18 protein-coding genes and 1 tRNA gene are annotated in these 18360 nt (G+C 71.3%); 6 read left to right on the top strand and 13 right to left on the bottom strand.

Going from position 1 to position 18360, the window contains the following annotated elements; genetic code table 11:
- Positions 1 to 54: 54 nt before the first annotated feature.
- The 3 genes from FOF52_RS20115 to FOF52_RS20105 all read right to left on the bottom strand — a co-directional run bounded on the left by FOF52_RS20115 (position 55) and on the right by FOF52_RS20105 (position 1684).
- Positions 55 to 729, bottom strand: coding sequence for an acyltransferase (locus FOF52_RS20115; RefSeq protein WP_248591454.1), 675 nt, complete (start codon positions 727 to 729; stop codon positions 55 to 57).
- A 131-nt stretch (positions 730 to 860) separates the two neighbouring features.
- Positions 861 to 1352: an ATP-binding protein gene (locus FOF52_RS20110; RefSeq protein ID WP_248591453.1), complete on the bottom strand. Its 492-nt coding sequence runs from the start codon at positions 1350 to 1352 to the stop codon at positions 861 to 863.
- A complete protein-coding gene (locus FOF52_RS20105) occupies positions 1352 to 1684 on the bottom strand; it encodes a hypothetical protein (protein WP_248591452.1) in 333 nt (110 codons plus the stop codon). Before FOF52_RS20105 ends, FOF52_RS20110 begins: the two co-directional genes overlap by 1 nt.
- 211 nt (positions 1685 to 1895) lie before the next feature.
- Between FOF52_RS20105 and FOF52_RS20100 the strand changes: the two genes are divergently transcribed.
- Complete coding sequence (locus FOF52_RS20100; protein ID WP_248591451.1) at positions 1896 to 2744, top strand: helix-turn-helix domain-containing protein; 849 nt, start codon at positions 1896 to 1898, stop codon at positions 2742 to 2744.
- Entirely contained in the window at positions 2737 to 2949 is a 213-nt protein-coding gene (locus tag FOF52_RS20095) for a DUF397 domain-containing protein (protein WP_248591450.1), read from the top strand. The genes FOF52_RS20100 and FOF52_RS20095 overlap by 8 nt, the downstream gene beginning before the upstream one ends.
- A gap of 192 nt (positions 2950 to 3141) precedes the next feature.
- Here the strand turns inward: FOF52_RS20095 and FOF52_RS20090 are convergent, their stop codons facing one another.
- On the bottom strand, positions 3142 to 4509 hold the full coding sequence (locus FOF52_RS20090; protein ID WP_248591449.1) for a cystathionine beta-synthase: 1368 nt from the start codon (positions 4507 to 4509) through the stop codon (positions 3142 to 3144).
- A gap of 245 nt (positions 4510 to 4754) precedes the next feature.
- Between FOF52_RS20090 and FOF52_RS20085 the strand changes: the two genes are divergently transcribed.
- From FOF52_RS20085 to FOF52_RS20075, 3 genes are all read left to right on the top strand, one after another.
- Positions 4755 to 5801: an SGNH/GDSL hydrolase family protein gene (locus FOF52_RS20085; protein ID WP_248591448.1), complete on the top strand. Its 1047-nt coding sequence runs from the start codon at positions 4755 to 4757 to the stop codon at positions 5799 to 5801.
- Between the two features lie 77 nt (positions 5802 to 5878).
- A complete protein-coding gene (locus FOF52_RS20080) occupies positions 5879 to 7102 on the top strand; it encodes an acetyl-CoA C-acetyltransferase (RefSeq protein ID WP_248591447.1) in 1224 nt (407 codons plus the stop codon).
- Positions 7103 to 7336: 234 nt separating this feature from the next.
- Positions 7337 to 7582: a DUF4287 domain-containing protein gene (locus FOF52_RS20075; RefSeq protein WP_248591446.1), complete on the top strand. Its 246-nt coding sequence runs from the start codon at positions 7337 to 7339 to the stop codon at positions 7580 to 7582.
- An 84-nt stretch (positions 7583 to 7666) separates the two neighbouring features.
- Here FOF52_RS20075 and FOF52_RS20070 read toward each other — a convergent pair whose 3' ends face one another.
- The 9 genes from FOF52_RS20070 to eno all read right to left on the bottom strand — a co-directional run bounded on the left by FOF52_RS20070 (position 7667) and on the right by eno (position 16943).
- Complete coding sequence (locus tag FOF52_RS20070; protein ID WP_248591445.1) at positions 7667 to 8581, bottom strand: Bax inhibitor-1/YccA family membrane protein; 915 nt, start codon at positions 8579 to 8581, stop codon at positions 7667 to 7669.
- An 84-nt stretch (positions 8582 to 8665) separates the two neighbouring features.
- Positions 8666 to 9622: a proline dehydrogenase family protein gene (locus FOF52_RS20065; protein WP_248593948.1), complete on the bottom strand. Its 957-nt coding sequence runs from the start codon at positions 9620 to 9622 to the stop codon at positions 8666 to 8668.
- Between the two features lie 24 nt (positions 9623 to 9646).
- Positions 9647 to 11275 (bottom strand): L-glutamate gamma-semialdehyde dehydrogenase, encoded by a 1629-nt coding sequence (pruA, locus tag FOF52_RS20060; protein WP_248591444.1) that lies wholly within the window; start codon positions 11273 to 11275, stop codon positions 9647 to 9649.
- Positions 11276 to 11587: 312 nt separating this feature from the next.
- Positions 11588 to 11661: transfer RNA gene (locus tag FOF52_RS20055), tRNA-Leu, on the bottom strand.
- 129 nt (positions 11662 to 11790) lie between these two features.
- The gene (locus FOF52_RS20050; protein WP_248591443.1) at positions 11791 to 13167 is read right to left on the bottom strand and encodes an NAD(P)/FAD-dependent oxidoreductase; all 1377 of its coding nucleotides are present in this window, start codon (positions 13165 to 13167) and stop codon (positions 11791 to 11793) included.
- Between the two features lie 366 nt (positions 13168 to 13533).
- On the bottom strand, positions 13534 to 14523 hold the full coding sequence (locus FOF52_RS20045; protein ID WP_248591442.1) for a Ppx/GppA phosphatase family protein: 990 nt from the start codon (positions 14521 to 14523) through the stop codon (positions 13534 to 13536).
- Positions 14520 to 15089, bottom strand: a complete 570-nt coding sequence (locus tag FOF52_RS20040; protein ID WP_248591441.1) for a DUF501 domain-containing protein — start codon at positions 15087 to 15089, stop codon at positions 14520 to 14522. Before FOF52_RS20040 ends, FOF52_RS20045 begins: the two co-directional genes overlap by 4 nt.
- A gap of 54 nt (positions 15090 to 15143) precedes the next feature.
- On the bottom strand, positions 15144 to 15482 hold the full coding sequence (locus FOF52_RS20035; RefSeq protein WP_248591440.1) for an FtsB family cell division protein: 339 nt from the start codon (positions 15480 to 15482) through the stop codon (positions 15144 to 15146).
- Positions 15483 to 15659: 177 nt separating this feature from the next.
- Entirely contained in the window at positions 15660 to 16943 is a 1284-nt protein-coding gene (gene eno / locus FOF52_RS20030; RefSeq protein ID WP_248591439.1) for a phosphopyruvate hydratase, read from the bottom strand.
- A gap of 412 nt (positions 16944 to 17355) precedes the next feature.
- Between eno and FOF52_RS20025 the strand changes: the two genes are divergently transcribed.
- Positions 17356 to 18258, top strand: a complete 903-nt coding sequence (locus tag FOF52_RS20025) for a sulfite exporter TauE/SafE family protein (RefSeq protein WP_248591438.1) — start codon at positions 17356 to 17358, stop codon at positions 18256 to 18258.
- Positions 18259 to 18360: the final 102 nt, after the last annotated feature.

The following is an 18360-nucleotide window of genomic DNA, read 5'->3' as shown; positions in this document are numbered from 1 at the left end:
TCCGCTCCGCGCCGTGGCCGCTTCCTCACCGGGCGGTGGGCGTCGGGGGCGGGGTCACCCCGCGGCGGGTTCGGTGTCGGCGTCGTCGCGGCGGACGACCAGGTCCTCGCGCATCGGGGGGTGCCAGCCGGTGTCCGGATCGTAGCGGCGCACCACTTTCCCGGGCACGCCCGCGATGACGCTGTGGTCCGGGTACTCGCCGGGGCGCACCACCGCGCCCGCCGCGACCACGCAGTTGCGGCCCAGGGTCACGCCGGGCAGGATCACCGCGTTCGCGCCGATCCAGGAGCCCGAGCCGATGCGGACCGGAGCCTCGGTGGGCCACTGGTATCCGATCGGGGTGTCGGGGTCGGCGTAGCCGTGGTTCTGGTCGGTGACGTAGACGTAGGGGCCGGTGAAGACGTGGTCGCCGAACACGATGGACCGGTGCGCCACCACGTGCGAGCCGCGGCCGATGGTGCAGCCGTCGCCGATGGTCAGCAGCGGCCGGGGGCCGAGGTCGAGTCCTGGCACGTACCCGGCGCTGAGGGTGATGTCCGCGCCGATCAGGGTGTGCGAGCCCAGTTCGATCCAGGGTTCGCCGAAGATGGTGGCGGGGGGAAAGGCGATGGAGGTGCCCTCGCCGTAGGAGGCGAAGCGCGCGGCGGCGCGCGAGCCGTGGCGGATGTCCGCCCTGCGCCGAGCCCACGACCAGGCCGTCCGCACCATCCAGGAAAGCAGCCGCGACACCGGGTCTCCGTCTTTACTCGCTGGTAATACCGAGGAGAACACTAGACGACGCGCCCGTTGCCGCCCAGGGGGTGGCCCCCGGAAATCCCGGAAACCGGAGGAGGTCTGCGGGCGGGGGCCACCGGGTCGGGTCAGGGTTCGTGGGGGAGGTAGGCGTAGGCGGGCAGCGGGGGTTCGAAGACGGCCCAGACGGTGTGGCCGCCCTCGTCGGTGGCCCAGTGGCCCCAGTCGGTGGTGAGCGCGGCGACCAGGCGCAGGCCGCGCCCGCCGGGGGTGAGCGGGTCGCCGGGCGGGCGGACCTGGGGGACGCGGGGCCCTCCGGTGGCCGGGTCGGCTTTGGGGCCTTGGTCGGTGACGGTGACCAGGACCAGGCCGGTGCGCAAGCCCGACAGGCTCACCGAGACCTTGCCGCCGTCGCCGCTGAGGGAGTGGCGGCAGGCGTTGGCGAACAGTTCGGCGGCCACGAGTTCGGCGTCGGCGGCGGTGTGCGGGAAGCCGGTGAGGCTGGCGCGGACGCGGCGGCGCAGGCCCGGGCAGAGCGCGGGATCGCCGGGCAGTTCCCAGAATTCGGAGACCGCGCACAGGCGGCCGGAGGCGGACTCGCCGGTGCCGTTGTCGGTCATCAGGCGGCGTCCTTCCGTGCGGCGCGGCGCGCGGCCACCGGGGCGGTCCGGGACCGGGCGGGCGGGGGCTCCAGCCCGCACAGCACGGCGGCGGCCCCCTCCACGTGGCTGGCGGGCGCCTGACCGGTCCGCCCCCAGATGAACCACCGGTGACCGGAGGCGTCCCGCACCACCACGACCGGAACCAGGCGCCCCCAGACGCGGACGTAGAGCACCGGATGCGCGGTGGCGGACAGGGCGAGCAGGGCGGATGCCCCGAGCCGGTGAAGCTCCTCTTGCAGGCGGGCGAGCAAGGACCGGCGGGAGTCGTCGGTCGGGAGGAATGCGGACATGGCTCTCCCAAGGAAGTGACGTGACTGACATGCACAGTCACCGGAGGACAGCGGGCTCCGTGACTGGATGACTCCAAGTTAAATGCATGCCCTGTAAGTTACAAGCCTTGCAAGATAACTAGCCTGCATTGTTGAGGTATGTCTGATTTCGTGCGATGGGATGATGGCCACGGCACTCAGAAGCAGGGTCGGCCAAGTGAAGGAGACTGTCGTGACCCAGGGCTCCCCGGTGCGTAGGCACTATCTGGTCAGCCAGCTCAAGCGATTGCGCGCGGAGGCAAAGCTGTCCCAGGAGCAAGTCGCCGATGAGATGGGCTGGGACGTCAGCAAGCTTTACCGGATCGAGAACGGCCGGTTCGTCCGACTCAACACCGAGTCGGTCGCCGCGCTGTGTCGACTGTACAAGGCCAGTGACGCCCTGCGAGAGGAACTCATCAGCATCGCCAAGGCCGCACGCAGGCACAAGCCCTGGTGGTTCCAGTACGAGGAGGTCGCGGGGAATGCCTTCTACGGTCTGGAGAACGAGGCAACCAAGATCCAGGACTACGCCGTCGGTCTCATTCCAGGGCTGCTCCAGCACCCGGACTACATCAACGCTCTGATGAGTCGAGGACTACTCAGCGATCCAGAGGAACGCAGACAGCGGATCGACGCACGCATCCAGCGGCAGGCCAACATCTTGGGACGGGACAACCCGTTACAGATGTGGTCGGTTATCGACGAGTCGGCCCTGCGCTGCCTCATCGGCGGTCCGAAGGTCATGCGCACTCAACTGGAACACCTCATCGAACTGGCAGACCGTCCCCACTTGGACATCCAGGTACTCCCCCTGTCGAAGGCCATGACCCAGCCCTATAACTTCACGCTTTTGAGTCTCGGAGAGACTGAACGGGTGGGGTACATCGATGTTCCGCCCAACGGGCACTTCTTCGAGGGCGCGAACGAGGTCGCCAACCACACTCGGATCTTTGAGTACGTCCAAGCGGCAGCACTGCCGCTTGGCGAGACCCCCGCTTTCCTCCGCCGAGTGATCACCGATCTGGAAGGTACCGATGCCTGAGAACAGAATCGCTTCCCGACCGCTCACCACGGTCCGCCAGTGGCACACCGCCAGCTACACGCATGAACAGTCAGCCTGCGTCGAGGTGTCAGAAGGCCCGGTCACCGGCATCCGCGACAGTAAGAACCGCGACCTCGGCGCGCTGTTCTTCCCCGCTGACGAGTGGGCCGCGTTCGTGCGGGCGGCCCGAGGCGAACGCCTCTAGAACGTCTGGCCCGCGAAGCCGGGCGACCGGGACGGCGAGGCATTCCAGGCAAGCCTCCAGGGCGGCCCGCCACCGCCCCCGCGGACAGACGGGCGAAGCAGCCCGGCGTCCCCGCCGCGGCCGTGTCCCCGGGCCGCCGGCACCCGCCGAAGCGACCCCGGGGACACGGCCACTGCCGCCTCCTGCGGCCGGTCAGCCCGCCAGGTGGGCCAGCAGGTCCTGGCGGGTGAGCACGCCCGCGGGTTTGCCGTCGACAAGAACCACCACCGCGCCCGAGCCCTGGAGCAGTTCCACGCAGCGGCTCACCGGCTCGCCGGAGCCGACCACCGGCAGCGGCGGGCTCATGTGGGCCTCCACCGGGTCGCCGAGCTGGGCGCGGCCGTTGAACAGCGAGTCGAGCAGGTCGCGTTCGGCGATGGCGCCCACCACCTCGGCGGCCATCACCGGCGGCTCCTCCTTCATGACCGGCAGCTGTGAGACGCCGTACTCGCGCATGATGGCCACGGCTGTGCCGACGGTCTCGTGCGGGTGGGTGTGCACGAACTCGGGCAGGGTGTCGTCCTTGGCCGCCAGCACCTGGCCCGCGGTGGCCTCCTCGGTCTCGGCGGCCAGGAAGCCGTAGTCGGCCATCCACTCGTCGTTGAAGATCTTGCCGAGGTAGCCGCGGCCGCCGTCGGGCAGCAGCACCACGACGACGTCGTCGGGTCCGGCACTGGCCGCCGCCTTGAGCGCGGCCACCACGGCGAGCCCGCAGGAGCCGCCGACCAGCAGCGCCTCCTCCTTGGCGAGGCGGCGGGTCATGAGGAAGGAGTCCTTGTCGCTGACCGCGATGATCTCGTCGCAGATCCCCGTGTCGTAGGTGCTGGGCCAGATGTCCTCGCCCACGCCCTCCACCAGGTAGGGGCGCCCGGTGCCGCCGGAGTAGACCGAGCCCTCCGGGTCGGCTCCGATGACCTTGACCCGGCCGCCGGAGACCTCCTTGAGGTAGCGTCCGGTGCCGCTGATGGTGCCGCCGGTGCCGATGCCCGCGACGAAGTGGGTGATGCGGCCCTCAGTCTGCTCCCAGATCTCGGGGCCGGTGCTGTGGTAGTGCGACTCGGGGTTGTTGGGGTTGGCGTACTGGTCGGGTTTCCACGCGCCGGGGATGGTCGCGGCCAGGCGGTCGGAGACCGAGTAGTAGGACTCGGGGTGGTCGGGGGCGACCGTGGTGGGGCAGACCACCACCTCGGCCCCGTAGGCGCGCAGGACCGCGAGCTTGTCGGCGCCGACCTTGTCGGGGCAGACGAACACGCAGCGGTAGCCCTTCTCCGCGGCGACGATGGCCAGACCCACGCCGGTGTTGCCGGAGGTCGGCTCCACGATGGTGCCGCCGGGTCTGAGCAGGCCCCGCCGCTCGGCGTCCTCGACCATGCGCAGGGCGATGCGGTCCTTGACCGATCCTCCCGGGTTCAGGTACTCCACCTTGGCCAGCACGGTCGGCGCGAGCCCGGCGGCGACCTTCTTCAACCGAACCAACGGTGTGTTGCCGACCAGTTCGATCAAAGAGTTGTAGACCCGCATCAACGGTTCCCTTTCCTCCCCTGGGGCCACCGCGCCGCCGTGTGGTGGGGACGGCTGCGCGGACAGCGGCCGGTGTCGTGCGGTCACCGGTCCTCCGGTGTCCGTCCGACCCTATACGCCCTGCTCCCGCCGGTCGCGGCCGCGGGGGCGGGCGGCGGCCCGTGGTCTCCGACTGGCACCCGCTGTCTCCGGGTACTACCGGAGGGTAGGGAAAGTTCCTGACTCTCGCGGTGGGAGGCGACGGCATGGCGCTCAGCGCGGCACAGGCCCGCCGGATCGCGGCGGCGACGGTGTTCGGCGGCGGGGGGTTGACCCTGCTGGCCGCCAGCACCGTCGCCCTGCTGTACCTGCAGGCCAGGATCGCGGCCCGGACGATCGGGGTCACCCCCTGGAAACGTCCCCGGGTCGACGGGGTCTACGGCGTGGGCGGGGGCGAGCCGCTCACCCTGGTGATGATGGGCGACTCCACCGCCGCGGGCTTCGCCGTGGCCGATCCCCGGCAGACCCCGCCGGTGCAGCTCGCCTCGGGGCTGTCGACCGCCGCGGACCGGCCGGTGCGGCTGCGCGACGTGTCGAAGGTGGGCGCCACCTCCAAGGGGCTGGCGGGGCAGTTGGCGCGGGTGCGCGGCCACCGGGTGGACCTGGCGGTGGTCTTCATCGGCGCCAACGACGTCATCGGCCGGGTCCGTCCCGCTGACGCGGCCGCCCAGTTGCGCGCGGTGGTGCGGGAACTGGTGGCCTCCGGCGCGGCGGTGGTGGTGGCGACCTGTCCCGACCTGGGCACGGTGCAGCCGATCCCGCAGCCGCTGCGCGCCATCGCGCGGCGTGCCTCCCGGCAGATGGCGGCCGCGCAGACGGTCGCGGTGGTGGAGGAGGGCGGCAGCACCGTGGCGTTGGGCGACCTGCTCTCCGACGAGTTCCTGCGCTACCCCGACGAGATGTTCGGGCCCGACCGTTTCCACCCCTCGGCCCGCGGGTACGCGCGGGCCGTGGCCGTGGTGCTGCCGGCGCTGTGCGCGGCCCTGGGCCTGCTGCCCGAGCCGGTGGATGCGCACCGGTCGGAGCGGGTGGAGGTGCTGCCGGTGGAGCGCGCCGCGGCGGCGGCCGTGGAGGAGCCCGGAAGCGAGGTCCGGCAGGCCGGACGGGCGGAGGGCGGTCGCGGTCCGCGCGGGCTGTGGGTGCGGCTGCTGCGCCGCGGCGCGGCCCCCTCCGGGGAGCCCGACAAACTAGAAACCGATTCCAATTCGGTTAAAGCCACCCCGGACGCGCCCGCAGGGAGCCGTATTGGCTAGCGTTTCGGGGTAACGAGGTCGCAGCCGCCCGTGACCTGCGGGCGTTTCCGTCAAGCGCTTCCCAGAAAGGCCGAGGTATGCCTGAAGCCGTCATCGTCGCCACAGCGCGCTCCCCGATCGGACGGGCCTTCAAGGGCTCGCTCAAGGACATCCGGCCGGACGACCTGACCGCGCAGATCGTCTCCGCGGCCCTGGCCAAGGTCCCGCAGCTGGACCCCACGACCATCGACGACCTGATGCTGGGCTGCGGCCTGCCCGGCGGCGAGCAGGGCCACAACCTGGCCCGGGTGGTCGCCGTGCAGCTGGGCCTGGACTCCGTGCCGGGCACCACCGTCACCCGCTACTGCTCCTCGTCGCTGCAGACCACCCGGATGGCCTTCCACGCCATCAAGGCCGGCGAGGGCGACGTCTTCGTCTCGGCCGGCGTGGAGATGGTCAGCCGCTTCACCAAGGGCAACAGCGACTCGCTGCCCGACACCAAGAACCCGCTGTTCGCCGCCGCCGAGGCGCGCACCGCCAAGCGCGCCGAGGGCGGCGCGGAGCCCTGGCGCGACCCGCGCGAGGACGGTGAGCTCCCCGACGTCTACATCGCCATGGGGCAGACCGCGGAGAACGTGGCGCAGCTGCGCGGCATCTCCCGGCAGCGCCAGGACGAGTTCGGGGTGCGCTCGCAGAACCTGGCCGAGAAGTCCATCGACAACGGCTTCTGGGCGCGTGAGATCACCCCGGTGACCCTGCCCGACGGGACCGTGGTCTCCGCCGACGACGGTCCGCGGCGCGGCACCACCTACGAGAAGGTCGCCTCGCTGGACCCGGTCTTCCGTCCCGACGGCACCGTCACCGCCGCGAACTGCTGCCCGCTCAACGACGGCGCGGCCGCGCTGGTCATCATGAGCGACACCAAGGCCGCCGAACTGGGCATCACGCCGCTGGCGCGGATCGTGTCGACCGGGGTGAGCGGGCTGTCGCCCGAGATCATGGGCCTGGGCCCGGTGGAGGCGTCCCGCCGGGCGCTGGCCCGCGCCAACATGTCGATCCGCGACATCGACCTGGTGGAGATCAACGAGGCCTTCGCCGCGCAGGTGCTGCCTTCCGCCGACGACCTGGGCATCGACATCGACTCCCAGCTCAACGTCAACGGCGGCGCGATCGCGGTCGGCCACCCGTTCGGCATGACCGGGGCGCGGATCACCACCACCCTGATCAACGGACTGCAGTTCCACGACAAGACCTTCGGTCTGGAGACCATGTGCGTGGGCGGTGGGCAGGGCATGGCCGCCGTCTTCGAGCGGCTGAGCTGACCCTGACGGCGGTGGAACCGCCGGACGGACCCCGGGCGGGGCATTCACGACGAATGCCCCGCTTTGTCATTTTTTGGAGGTGTTTCCCGAACCGGTCGACGCTGCTCCGGCATTCCCTTCGGAGCACAAAAGTTCATTTACGCGACAGACCGTAAAAAGTTTCACAAATCCCTTGCCCGCCCCGGAGCCGTCCTGCAGTGTCCTTGATAAGTGCCGCTCACCTTGGAGGTGCCCATGCCGGTAAGCCATTCGCCGGAGATCCACGCTCGGCTGCTCGCGCGGATCCCGGACACGACCGGATACGAACTCCACGAGTGGTTCGACATCCTGGAGCGGGGCCCCGCGCTGACCAACTGTCTGGAGCGGGCGCACTGGCTGGCCGACGAGTACGGCCTGACCCACGGGTACGCCACCGCGATCGTCCAGGAGTTCGACCGCCGTCGCCGCAGCCACACCCCGGTCCCGCAGCCGCGCTCCTGAGCCCGCGGCACCACCCTGGCCGCAGGAAGCAGAAACGCCTCTTCCCGGTACGGGAAGAGGCGTTCCGTCACGCCGGGACGGCGCTTAGTCTCCGCTGAACAGCGCCTGGATCATCCACAGCAGGCGCAGGATCTCGATGTACAGCCAGACCAGCGAGAGGGTCAGGCCGAACGCGAGCTGCCAGGAGACCTTCTCCGGCAGGCCCATGGAGATGGCGTCGTCGACGTCCTTGAAGTCGATGGCCAGCACCAGCGCGGCCAGGATGATGGCGATGGCGCTCACCGCCAGGCCCAGCGGACCCGCCGAACGCAGCCCCAGGCCGCCGTCGATGAAGAAGCTGAGCACGAAGTTGGCCAGGATCAGCACGGCGAAGGCGATCACCGCCGCGGTCACGACCTTCACGAAGGTGTTGGTGACCCGGATGACCTTGAACTTGTAGAGCGCGAGCATGGTGCCCGCCACGAACAGCGTGCCGAAGATCGCCGGAACCACCAGGCCGCCGGGCGACACCCCGCTGCCGTAGAGCGACAGTTCCAGCATGAAGCTGAACCCGCCGACGAACAGGCCCTCCAGCGCCGCGTAGGTGAGGATCAGCGCGGGGTTGGCGGACCGGGTGAAGGAGATGATCAGGCCCAGGACCAGGGCGCCGATCGCACCGACGACCAGCAGTCCGATGCCGAGGGCCGGGTTGACCATCGCCGCCAGGAAGTAGGTGACGACGGCCGCCAGGACGACGGTGCCGAGCGTGAACCCGGTGCGCATCACGACGTCGTCGATGGTCACCGGACGGTAGTTGGCGTCCCGGTAGCCGGGGCCGACCGGACCGTAGCCCGGCTGGGCCGCGTACGGGTCGGGACCGTAACCCGGCTGCGGGTAGGGCTGACCGTAGCCCTGCGGGGGGTAAGGCTGACCGTAGCCGGGCTGCGGGTAGGCGCCCGCGCTTCCCGGAGCGGCAGCCAGGGCCCGCTTGATCACGGGGTTGGAACTGCGCTTCCGCATGTTTGTGTTTGCACCTTTCAAGGGTGTGACAGCACTGGCATCAACGTAACGGATCCCGCCGTCGAACAGGTTCCCATATTTCCCTCACACCGCGCTCGGTGACCATACCGTGCGGTTCCCGACATCGATCAGTGAGCGGGCGAGGAACGCCACGTTCGCCGGGCGCTCCGCCAGACGCCGCATGAAGTAGCCGTACCACTGCCCGCCGTAGGGCACGTACACCCGCACCCGGTGCCCCCGCGCCGCCAGTCCGGCCTGCGCGTCGGCGCGGACGCCGTAGAGCATCTGGTACTCGTAGGAGTCCGCGGCGCGCCCGGCCCGCTCCGCCAGGTGGGCGGCGATCCGGATCATCCGCGGATCGTGCGTGGCCACCATCGGGTAGCCGGGGCCGTCCATGAGGATGCGCAGGCAGCGCACGTAGGAGCGGTCAACCTCGCCCCGGTCGCGGTAGGCCACCGCGGCGGGCTCGTCGTAGGCGCCCTTGCACAGCCGCACCCGCGCCCCCGGCACGGCCAGGTCCCGGCAGTCGGCCTCGGTGCGCCGCAGGTACGCCTGGAGCACCGCGCCCGTCCCCGGGAAGTCGACGCGCAGCCGGTGCAGGATCTCCAGGGTGTCGTCGGTGGTGGTGTGGTCCTCCATGTCCAGGGTGACCGTGGTGCCGACCGCCTCGGCCGCCGCGCAGACCCGCCGGGCGTTGTCCAGCGCGATCCGCGCCCCGTCGGCGGGCAGTGCCAGTCCGAGCGCGGACAGCTTCACCGACACCTCGGCCCGCTCGGCGAGGCCGTGGACCCCCAGTTCGGCCAGCAGGCGGACGTAGGCGTCCACGGTGTCGGCGGCCCGCTCCGCGTCGGTGACGTCCTCCCCCAGGTGGTCGAGGGTGACCAGGCGGTCCACGGTGAGGCGGCGGGCGACGGGCAGCACCTCCTCCAGGGTCGCCCCGGCCACGAACCGGGCCACCACCCCCCGGGTGAGGGGGGCGTGCTCCACGAGCGCGCGGCAGCGTTCGGAGCGTGCGGCCAGCAGCAGCGCGGTGCGGAGCACCGCGCGGTCCTGTCCTCCCACGGCCTACCCCTGGTGCGGGTAGCGGTGGTCGGTGGGCGGCACGAACGTCTCCTTGATCACCCGGGGACTGGTCCACCGCATGAGGTTGGCCACCGATCCGGCCTTGTCGTTGGTGCCGCTGGCGCGGGAGCCGCCGAACGGCTGCTGCCCCACGACCGACCCGGTGGGCTTGTCGTTGACGTAGAAGTTGCCCGCCGCGAACCGCAGCCGCCGCGTCGCCTCGGCGATCGCGGCGCGGTCGGTGGCGACGACCGCGCCGGTCAGCCCGTAGGGCGCGCCGCTGTCGACCGTCGCCAGCACCTTGTCGTAGGCGTCGTCGTCGTAGACGTTGACCGCCAGCACCGGGCCGAAGTACTCGGTGGAGAAGACCTCGTGGCCGGGATCCCTGCCGAGCAGGACGGTGGGGCGCACGAAGTAGCCGACGCTGTCGTCGGCGGTGCCGCCCGCGAGGACCTCGATGGAGGGGTCGGTGCGCACGCCGTCGAGCAGGTCCGCCAACCGGTTGTAGGCCCGGCGGTCGATGACGGCGCCCAGGAAGTTGCGGAAGTCGGTGACGTCGCCCATGGGCAGCGCCTCGACCTCGGCGAGGAAGTCGTCGCGCATCCGCTCCCACACCGAGCGCGCGACGAACGCGCGGGAGGCCGCCGAGCACTTCTGCCCCTGGTACTCGAACGCGCCGCGCAGCAGGGCGGTGCGCAGCACGTCGGGGTCGGCTGAGGCGTGCGCGACGACGAAGTCCTTCCCGCCGGTCTCCCCGACGACGCGCGGGTAGCCGCGGTAGCGGGTGATGTTCTCGCCGACGGTCCGCCACAGGTACTGGAAGGTGCGGGTGGAGCCGGTGAAGTGGACGCCCGCCAGGTCGGGGTCGGTCAGCGCCACCTCCGACAGCGCCACCCCGTCGCCGGTCACCAGGTTGACGACGCCCGGGGGCAGTCCGGCCTCCTCCAGCAGCTGCATGGTCAGGCAGGCTGCCAGCGTCTGGGTGGGCGACGGCTTCCACACCACGGTGTTGCCCATGAGCGCGGGCGCGGTGGGCAGGTTCCCGGCGATGGCGGTGAAGTTGAACGGGGTGATCGCGTAGACGAACCCCTCCAGCGGTCGGTGGTCGATGCGGTTCCACGTGCCCGGCGCGTTGACCAGCGGCTGCTGCGCCGTGATCTGACGGGCGAAGTGCACGTTGAACCGCCAGAAGTCGACGAGTTCGCACACCGCGTCGATCTCGGCCTGGACCACGGTCTTGGACTGGCCCAGCATGGTCGCGGCGTTGATCCGCTGCCGCCACGGGCCCGACAGCAGTTCCGCGGCGCGGAGCAGGACCGCGGCGCGTTCGTCGAAGGGCGTCTCGCGCCAGGCGGGGGCGGCGCGTTTGGCCGCGGCGACCGCGGCGCGGGCGTCGTCGTGGGTGGCGTTGCCGAGGGTGCCCAGGACGGAGGCGTGGCGGTGCGGCTGCACCACGTCGACGCGTTCGCCGCCGCCCATCCTGTGCTGCCCGCCGATGGTCATGGGCAGTTCGACGGGGTCCGCGGCCAGCTCGGCGAGCCGGCGGGTGAGTTCGGCGCGTTCGGGACTGCCGGGCGCGTAGGTCAGGACGGGTTCGTTCGCGGGTGCGGGAACGTTCGTCACGGCGTCCATGAGGTGACCCCCTGGTGTGTTGTCGTGGTCGGACTGGGCCGACGCCTGGCGGGCTCCTTGTGGGAGTCCGTGGGGGCGGCGTCTCGGGTCGGACGGGTCGGTTCGCGGCCGGGGACGGGCTGTGCGGCGGCCGCCACTGGGATTCCTACCCGCGAAGTGCACTCCGCCAGCGTGGAGATCACGTCCTGGTGGCTTCTTTGCCGGACGGTCGCGTGCGGGGGTTGGGGCCGCGACGGAAAAAGGCCCGGACCCCGTGGTCGGGGCCGGGCCTCGGAGGTTCGCGGGCCGCCGGGTCGGTGGACCGGGGCCGGGTACCCTCGGTCGGATTCGAACCGACACTTGTGACCCTTTTAGGGGGCCTGCCTCTACCATTGGGCTACGAGGGCTTATCCAGCATACCGGTCACACGGCGCTTTTTCCGTGGCTCGGGGATTTACCTCCCCGACACGCACGGTGGGCCGCACCCCGAGGGGTGCGGCCCACCGTGTCCGGTCGCCGGGGAGCCCCGGTCCGGTTCAGGAGACGCGGCGCAGGTGGCCGTCCTCGACCTGCGGGCGGGCCGCCTCGGTGAACGCCTGGCGGGGCTGGCTCATCTCCGGGATCGACGCGAAGTCGCGGCGCAGGAAGAAGCCGAGCGTCCAGTCCGACAGGACCCGCAGCTTGCGGTTGAAGGTGGGCACCGCCAGCAGGTGGTAGCTGCGGTGGGCCAGCCAGGCCGGGAGGCCGGTCAGCTTGATCCTGCCGAGCAGCTGGGCCGCCCCCTTGTTCATGCCGAGTCCGGCGACCGCGCCCAGGTTCTTGTGCCGGTAGGGCTTGAGTTCCCCGCCGCGCAGGGTGGCGATGACGTTGTCGGCGAGGACCGGGGCCTGGCGGACCGCGTTCTGGGCGTTGGGCGGGTAGTAGCCGCCCTCGCCGTCGGGCACCTGGGCGTTGTCGCCGCCTGCGAAGGCGTTCTCCACCCCGTTGACGGTCAGGTACTCGCTGGTGTCCACGTGGCCCTTGGGGCCGAGCGGCAGGTCGGAGGCCTGCACGACCGGGCTGGGCTTGACCCCGGCGGTCCACACCAGGGTGCCCGCCTCGAACTCGGTGCCGTCGCTGAGCTTGATGCGCTGGTCGACCGCCGACTCCAGGAAGGTCGACAGGCGCACGTCGATGCCGCGCCGCCGCAGCTGGTTGAGCGCCTTGGTGCCGACCTCGGGGCCCACCTCGGGCAGGATGCGGTCGGCCGCCTCGATGAGGTAGAAGTGCAGGTCGTCGATACTGATCGACGGGTAGATCCGGGTGGCGTCGCGGGCGAGGTCCTCCAGTTCCGCGACGGCCTCCGCCCCCGCGAACCCGCCGCCGACGAACACGAAGTTCAGGGCCTTGCGCCGCACCTCGGGGTCGTCGGTGGAGTCGGCGATGTTGAGCTGCTCCAGCACGTGGTTGCGCAGGTAGGCGGCTTCCTGGACGGTCTTGATGCCGATGCCGTGCTCGGCCAGGCCCGGAATGGGCAGGGTCCGCGAGACGGCCCCGGCGGCCATGACGAGGTAGTCGTAGGCGATGTCGCGGAGTTCGCCCTGGTTCGACTCGAACTCGACCCTGCGCTTGGCGTGCTCGATGCGGACGACCCGGCCGGTGAGCACGCGGGTCCGGTGCAGGACCTGGCGCAGCGGGACGACGACGTTGCGCGGGGAGATGCTTCCGGCGGCCGTCTCGGGCAGGAAGGGCTGGTAGGTCATGTAGGAGTTGGGGTCGACGATGGTGATGCGGGCCTCGCCGGGACCCAACTTCTTCTCCAACCGCTTCGCGGTGTACATGCCCAGGTACCCACCGCCGACGATGAGCACGTGCGGGATCTCCGATTCGTCACCACCGCCGTGCACCAGCCGGTAGTTCCTGCTCTCGGTCATCGCTGCTCCGCCCCTGCTTCCCCGATCCCGCCTCCCTTGCAGAGCACGAAGATCGGCAAGTCTTCTTTGACTGTCACCCTTGGCAGTGATTTCACGCGGAAATCATGCACTTTTTAAGCCAGGGCGAGATCTCGCCTCTCTCGTCCTGCTTGTGCATTCTTTCACAAGCACCTCCCGTCGTCCAAGACACACTTTGGAAAGGTTTAGACCAGGATAAAACGCCCAAACGACCTGTTTGGCCAGGTCAGAGCATATGTGAAAGGATTCACAAGCCCGGGACAGCGTGATCCGGTTCACGTGTCCCCGGGACCGATGGCCTGCCGAAAGCCCCTGGTCATCCCCCGGGGTCACCGGTCCCGACGCGCGCTACGCCTCCGGAGGCGCCCCCAGGGCCAGACTCCAGGCGATGCCGTCCAGGATGTCATGCTCGCTCGCCACGAACTCGGCCGCCCCCGTCCGGGCCAGCACCCGCTCCAGGATGAGCGCGCCCGCACCGATCACGTCCACCCGTCCCGGGTGCATGACGCCGATCGCCGCGCGCCGCTCGTGCGGCATCTCCAGCAGCTCGGCGGTGATCGCGCGGAGCCGGTCGACCGGGACCCGGGAGTGGTGGATGCGCTCGGGGTCGTAGGCGGCGAGCCCTTGCGCGATCCCGGCCACCGTCGTGGCCGTCCCCGCCACGCACACCACCGTCGCGGCCTGGTCCAGGGGCACGGTCTCCGCGGCCGTGTCCAGCGCCGCCTCGATGTCGGCGGTGGCCGCCGCGACCTGCTCGGCCGTGGGCGGATCGGAGCGGAAGTGCCGCTCGGTCATCCGCACGCAGCCGATGTCGACCGAACGGGCCGCGCGCACCGCGCCGTCGCCGCCGTCGTCCCCGCCGAGCACGAACTCGGTGGACCCGCCGCCGATGTCCACCACCAGGTAGGGGCCGCGCAGCCCGCTGTCCTCGGCGGCCGCCAGCTCCGCGGTCGCCCCCACGAAGGACAGTTCGGCCTCCTCCTCGCCGCTGATCACCTCGGGCTCCACCCCGATGGCCGCGCGCACGCCCGCGACGAACTCCCCGCGGTTGGCGGCGTCCCGGGTGGCGCTGGTGGCGACCATGCGCACCGAGTCGGGCCCCGGCTCGACGCCGTAGCCGCGCATCAGTTCGGCGTACTCGGCCAGCGTCTCGAAGGTGCGCTTGAGCGCCTCGGGCGCGAACGCCCCGGTGCGGTCCACCCCCTGGCCCAGCCGGACCACCTCCATGCGGCGGTCCACGTCCAGCAGCTGGACGTCGTCGCCTTCGGCGTCCAGCACCCCCGCCACGAGCAGCCGGAGGGAATTGGTCCCGCAGTCGATGGCCGCGACCGTTCTCACTGGCCCTCGCCGTTCCTCTCGGTCCTGTCGGTACTGTCGTCCACGCACACGCACGGGCCCCGGTCCCACCAGTCGGGCAGCCGCTCCAGGGCCTCCCGTCCGAACGGGTTGGCCCCGGGGACGGCGAGCTCGTGCGCGACCAGCGCGTGCAGGCACTTGACCCGCCGGGGCATGCCGCCGGCGCTCTGCATGCCCTCGGGCAGCGGCTCCAGCCCCAGCTCGCGGGCCAGGGCGTCGCGCTCGGCCACGTAGGACTCGTGCGCCTCGGTGTAGGCGGCGCGCAGGTCGGGATCGTGCGCCAACCGCTCGGTCATCTCCCGCATCAGCCCGCTGCTCTCCAGCGTGCCGATCGCGGAGGCCGCGCGGGGGCAGGTCAGGTAGTACAGCGTGGGAAACGGGGAGCCGTCCGCCAGGCGCGGGGCGGTGCGCACCACGTCGGGCAGCCCGCACGGGCACCGGTGCGCCACCTCGTGGACGGCGCGCGGCGGCCGCCCCAGCTGGAGCCGGACGGCCTGGACGTCCTCGGCGGCGACCCGCCTGTCGGGAACCTGGTCTGCGGAACTCATGGCCCCCTCAGCCTACTCCCGCCGCGGCCCCCTCCGGGCCGCTCCCCGCGCCGCTCAGTCCCGCGGGCGGTCGGCCTCGACCACCGAGTCCCACAGTTCGACGAACCACGGGTCGACGGGGCCGGTCTCCTCGGCGGTCTCCTCCTCCGGGGTGCCGCCGAGGATGATGTAGGCCTGTTCACCCGGGTACTGGTAGTGCAGCCGGGACCGGGCCTCCCGCTCGATGTAAGCGGGGTCGCGCAGCTCCTCGTAGCGTTCGGCCAGCTCCGCGACCGCCTCCCGGGTGCGTTCGCGCTCCTCCTTGAGCTGGGCGATCTGCGCGCGCTGGGCGATGTACTCGCGCAGCGGATAGGCCAGGCTGAGCGCGATCACGCAGACCAGCAGCGCGAGCACGGCGGCCCGGCTGGTCAGCGCGGGCCTGCCGGCCGGCCGCGGGGCGGCCGGGGACCGCGGGCGGCCGCCGGGGGCACTCCTCCCGGCGGCCCGGGACGGTCGGGAGGCGCCGGAGGCCCGGGCCCCCGTCGTGCGCGGACGGCGGCCCTTCGGCGGTTCCGGCGCCTTCGCCACGGATCAGCCCTGCCGTGCGAAGCGCGGGAACGCGCCGGCTCCGGCGTAGACCGCCGCGTCGTCGAGCTCCTCCTCGATCCGCAGCAGCTGGTTGTACTTGGCGACCCGCTCGCTGCGGGCGGGGGCGCCGGTCTTGATCTGCCCGGAGTTGGTGGCGACCGCGATGTCGGCGATGGTGGTGTCCTCGGTCTCGCCGGACCGGTGGCTGATCATCGCGGTGTAGCGGCTGTACTGGGCCAGCGCCACGGCGTCGAGGGTCTCGGTGAGCGTGCCGATCTGGTTCACCTTGACCAGCAGCGAGTTGGCGGCGCCCTCGTCGATACCGCGCCGCAGCCGCTCGGGGTTGGTGACGAACAGATCGTCGCCGACGAGCTGGACCCGGTCGCCCAGGGCGGCGGTCAGGGCCTTCCAGCCCTCCCAGTCCTCCTCGTCGAGCGGGTCCTCGATGGACACCAGCGGGTAGGAGTCGACCAGTTCGGTGTAGTAGGCGGCCATCTCCTCGGCGCTGCGGCTGGTGCCCTCGAAGCGGTAGGCGCCGTCGGAGTAGAACTCGGTGGCGGCGACGTCCAGGGCCAGCGCGATGTCGCGGCCGGGGGTGTAGCCCGCCTTGGCGATGGCCTCGCTGATCAGGTCGAGCGCGGCGCGGTTGCTGTCGAGGTCGGGGGCGAACCCGCCCTCGTCGCCGACGCCGGTGGCCAGGCCGTGGGTCTTGAGCACCGCCTTGAGCGCCTGGTAGACCTCCGCGCCCCAGCGCAGCGCCTCGCGGAAGCTCGGGGCCCCGATGGGGGCGATCATGAACTCCTGGATGTCGACGTTGGTGTCGGCGTGCGCGCCGCCGTTGAGGATGTTCATCATCGGCACCGGCAGCACGTGGGCGTTGGGGCCGCCCAGGTAGCGGAAGAGCGGGAGCCCCGTGCTCTCCGCGGACGCCCTGGCCACCGCCAGGGACACGCCCAGGATGGCGTTGGCGCCCAGGCGGGACTTGTCCGGGGTGCCGTCCAGGGTGATCAGGGCGTTGTCGATGAGCCGCTGCTCCTCGGCGCCGTAGCCGGTGACCTCCGCGGCGATCTCCTCGTTGACCGCGGCGACGGCCTTCTCCACGCCCTTGCCGCCGTAGCGGTCGCCGCCGTCGCGCAGCTCGACCGCCTCGAACTGGCCGGTGGACGCGCCGCTGGGGACAGCCGCCCGGCCGATCGTCCCGTCGTCGAGTGCGACCTCGACCTCGACCGTCGGGTTACCGCGGGAGTCGAGAATCTCCCGTGCGTGTACTGCCTCGATCGACGCCAACGTAGTACTCCATTTCCTCGCGTCTGTGCGTGGTCCCGGTCGGTCCGCGCACTGCGCTGTCCGAGACCCGGCGGTGGGGTATGCCTCGGCCGCCCGGTGTCTTGGGAAGGTGCTCCGGATCACCGCGCGAACCACCCAGAGCCTACCGATCCGGGTACCGCCGCGTCTCCCCCCGCGACACGGATTGGTTTAGTCCATTTCTCCTAATCCCCTGATGGGCGGGGATATCCGCTTTCATGGTTGTGAGACGCACCTCACACGTCGGCCGCCACGCCCCGGCACGCCGCGGCCCGCGGTCTCCTCGATACCCACAAAGCCGGACCGACACACGACGTCCTCTGGGCAGAGGAGGAGACGTTCGTCTACGATTCCTACCGAACAAGTAGAAAAAATCAGGAAGGCTCCCTACGCGATGCAGACCCTCATCCTGCTGGGCGTGGTCGGCCTGCTGGCGCAACTCGTCGACGGCAGCCTCGGCATGGGCTACGGCGTCACGTCGACCACCCTGCTGCTGGCGATCGGCGCGACCCCGGCGGGCGCCTCCGCCACCGTCCACCTGGCCCAGATCGGCACCACGCTCTCCTCGGGTCTGTCGCACTGGCGGCTGGGCAACGTCGACTGGCGGGTCGTGCGGCGCATCGCGATCCCCGGCGGGATCGGCGCCTTCCTCGGCGCCACCGTCCTCAGCACCCTGTCCACCCGGGCGGCCGCCCCCCTCATGTCCGGCCTGCTGCTCCTGCTGGGCTGCTACGTCCTGCTCCGCTTCACCGTCCGCGGCCTGCCCCGCGGCGGCCTCGGCCGACCGCTGCGCGGCCGCTTCCTCACCCCGCTGGGCCTCGTCGGCGGCTTCGTCGACGCCACCGGAGGCGGCGGCTGGGGACCCATCGGCACCTCCGCGCTGCTGGCCAGCGGCCGGCTGGAACCCCGCAAGGTCATCGGCTCGGTGGCCACCGGCGAGTTCATCGTGGCCCTCGCCGCCAGCGCCGGCTTCCTCACCGGCCTGGGACACTCCGGAATCAACCTGCCCTGGGCGGCCGTCCTCCTGCTCGGCGGCGCCCTCGCCGCCCCCTTCGCCGCCTGGATCGTGCGCTACGTGCCCCCGCGCGTCCTGGGCTCGGTGGTGGGCGGCATGATCATCCTGACCAACGCCCACACCGTGCTGGACGGCGGCCTCCTGCCCCTCACCCCCACCGGACAGGCCGCCGGCTACCTGCTGATCCTCGCCGTCTGGACCGCCGCGGTGGTCCACTCGGTGCGCGCCCACCGGGCCGACACCGCCGCGCGCGCCGCCGAACCGGAGGCCGTCCGCGGCTGATCCCGGCCCACCACCTGCGGTGACTCACCCCCCGCCTCGCGAAGCAGGCCCCGCGGTCCGCCTATAGTTCGCTATGTCCGCTGTGCCACCGCACAGACCAAC

The organism is Thermobifida alba, assembly GCF_023208015.1.
GTDB classification, from domain to species: domain Bacteria; phylum Actinomycetota; class Actinomycetes; order Streptosporangiales; family Streptosporangiaceae; genus Thermobifida; species Thermobifida alba.
This window is presented reverse-complemented; position numbering and strand designations above follow the sequence as displayed.

Coding starts and splice junctions, on each gene's coding strand:
- pruA (WP_248591444.1), bottom strand. CDS start 11,275: ATGGACGCCGTGACGAACGTTCCCGCACCCGCGAACGAACCCGTCCTG.
- FOF52_RS20050 (WP_248591443.1), bottom strand. CDS start 13,167: ATGACCGAGAGCAGGAACTACCGGCTGGTGCACGGCGGTGGTGACGAA.
- FOF52_RS20070 (WP_248591445.1), bottom strand. CDS start 8,581: ATGCGGAAGCGCAGTTCCAACCCCGTGATCAAGCGGGCCCTGGCTGCC.
- FOF52_RS20095 (WP_248591450.1), top strand. CDS start 2,737: ATGCCTGAGAACAGAATCGCTTCCCGACCGCTCACCACGGTCCGCCAG.
- FOF52_RS20080 (WP_248591447.1), top strand. CDS start 5,879: ATGCCTGAAGCCGTCATCGTCGCCACAGCGCGCTCCCCGATCGGACGG.
- FOF52_RS20105 (WP_248591452.1), bottom strand. CDS start 1,684: ATGTCCGCATTCCTCCCGACCGACGACTCCCGCCGGTCCTTGCTCGCC.
- FOF52_RS20040 (WP_248591441.1), bottom strand. CDS start 15,089: ATGAGTTCCGCAGACCAGGTTCCCGACAGGCGGGTCGCCGCCGAGGAC.
- FOF52_RS20110 (WP_248591453.1), bottom strand. CDS start 1,352: ATGACCGACAACGGCACCGGCGAGTCCGCCTCCGGCCGCCTGTGCGCG.
- FOF52_RS20025 (WP_248591438.1), top strand. CDS start 17,356: ATGCAGACCCTCATCCTGCTGGGCGTGGTCGGCCTGCTGGCGCAACTC.
- FOF52_RS20075 (WP_248591446.1), top strand. CDS start 7,337: ATGCCGGTAAGCCATTCGCCGGAGATCCACGCTCGGCTGCTCGCGCGG.
- FOF52_RS20085 (WP_248591448.1), top strand. CDS start 4,755: ATGGCGCTCAGCGCGGCACAGGCCCGCCGGATCGCGGCGGCGACGGTG.
- FOF52_RS20090 (WP_248591449.1), bottom strand. CDS start 4,509: ATGCGGGTCTACAACTCTTTGATCGAACTGGTCGGCAACACACCGTTG.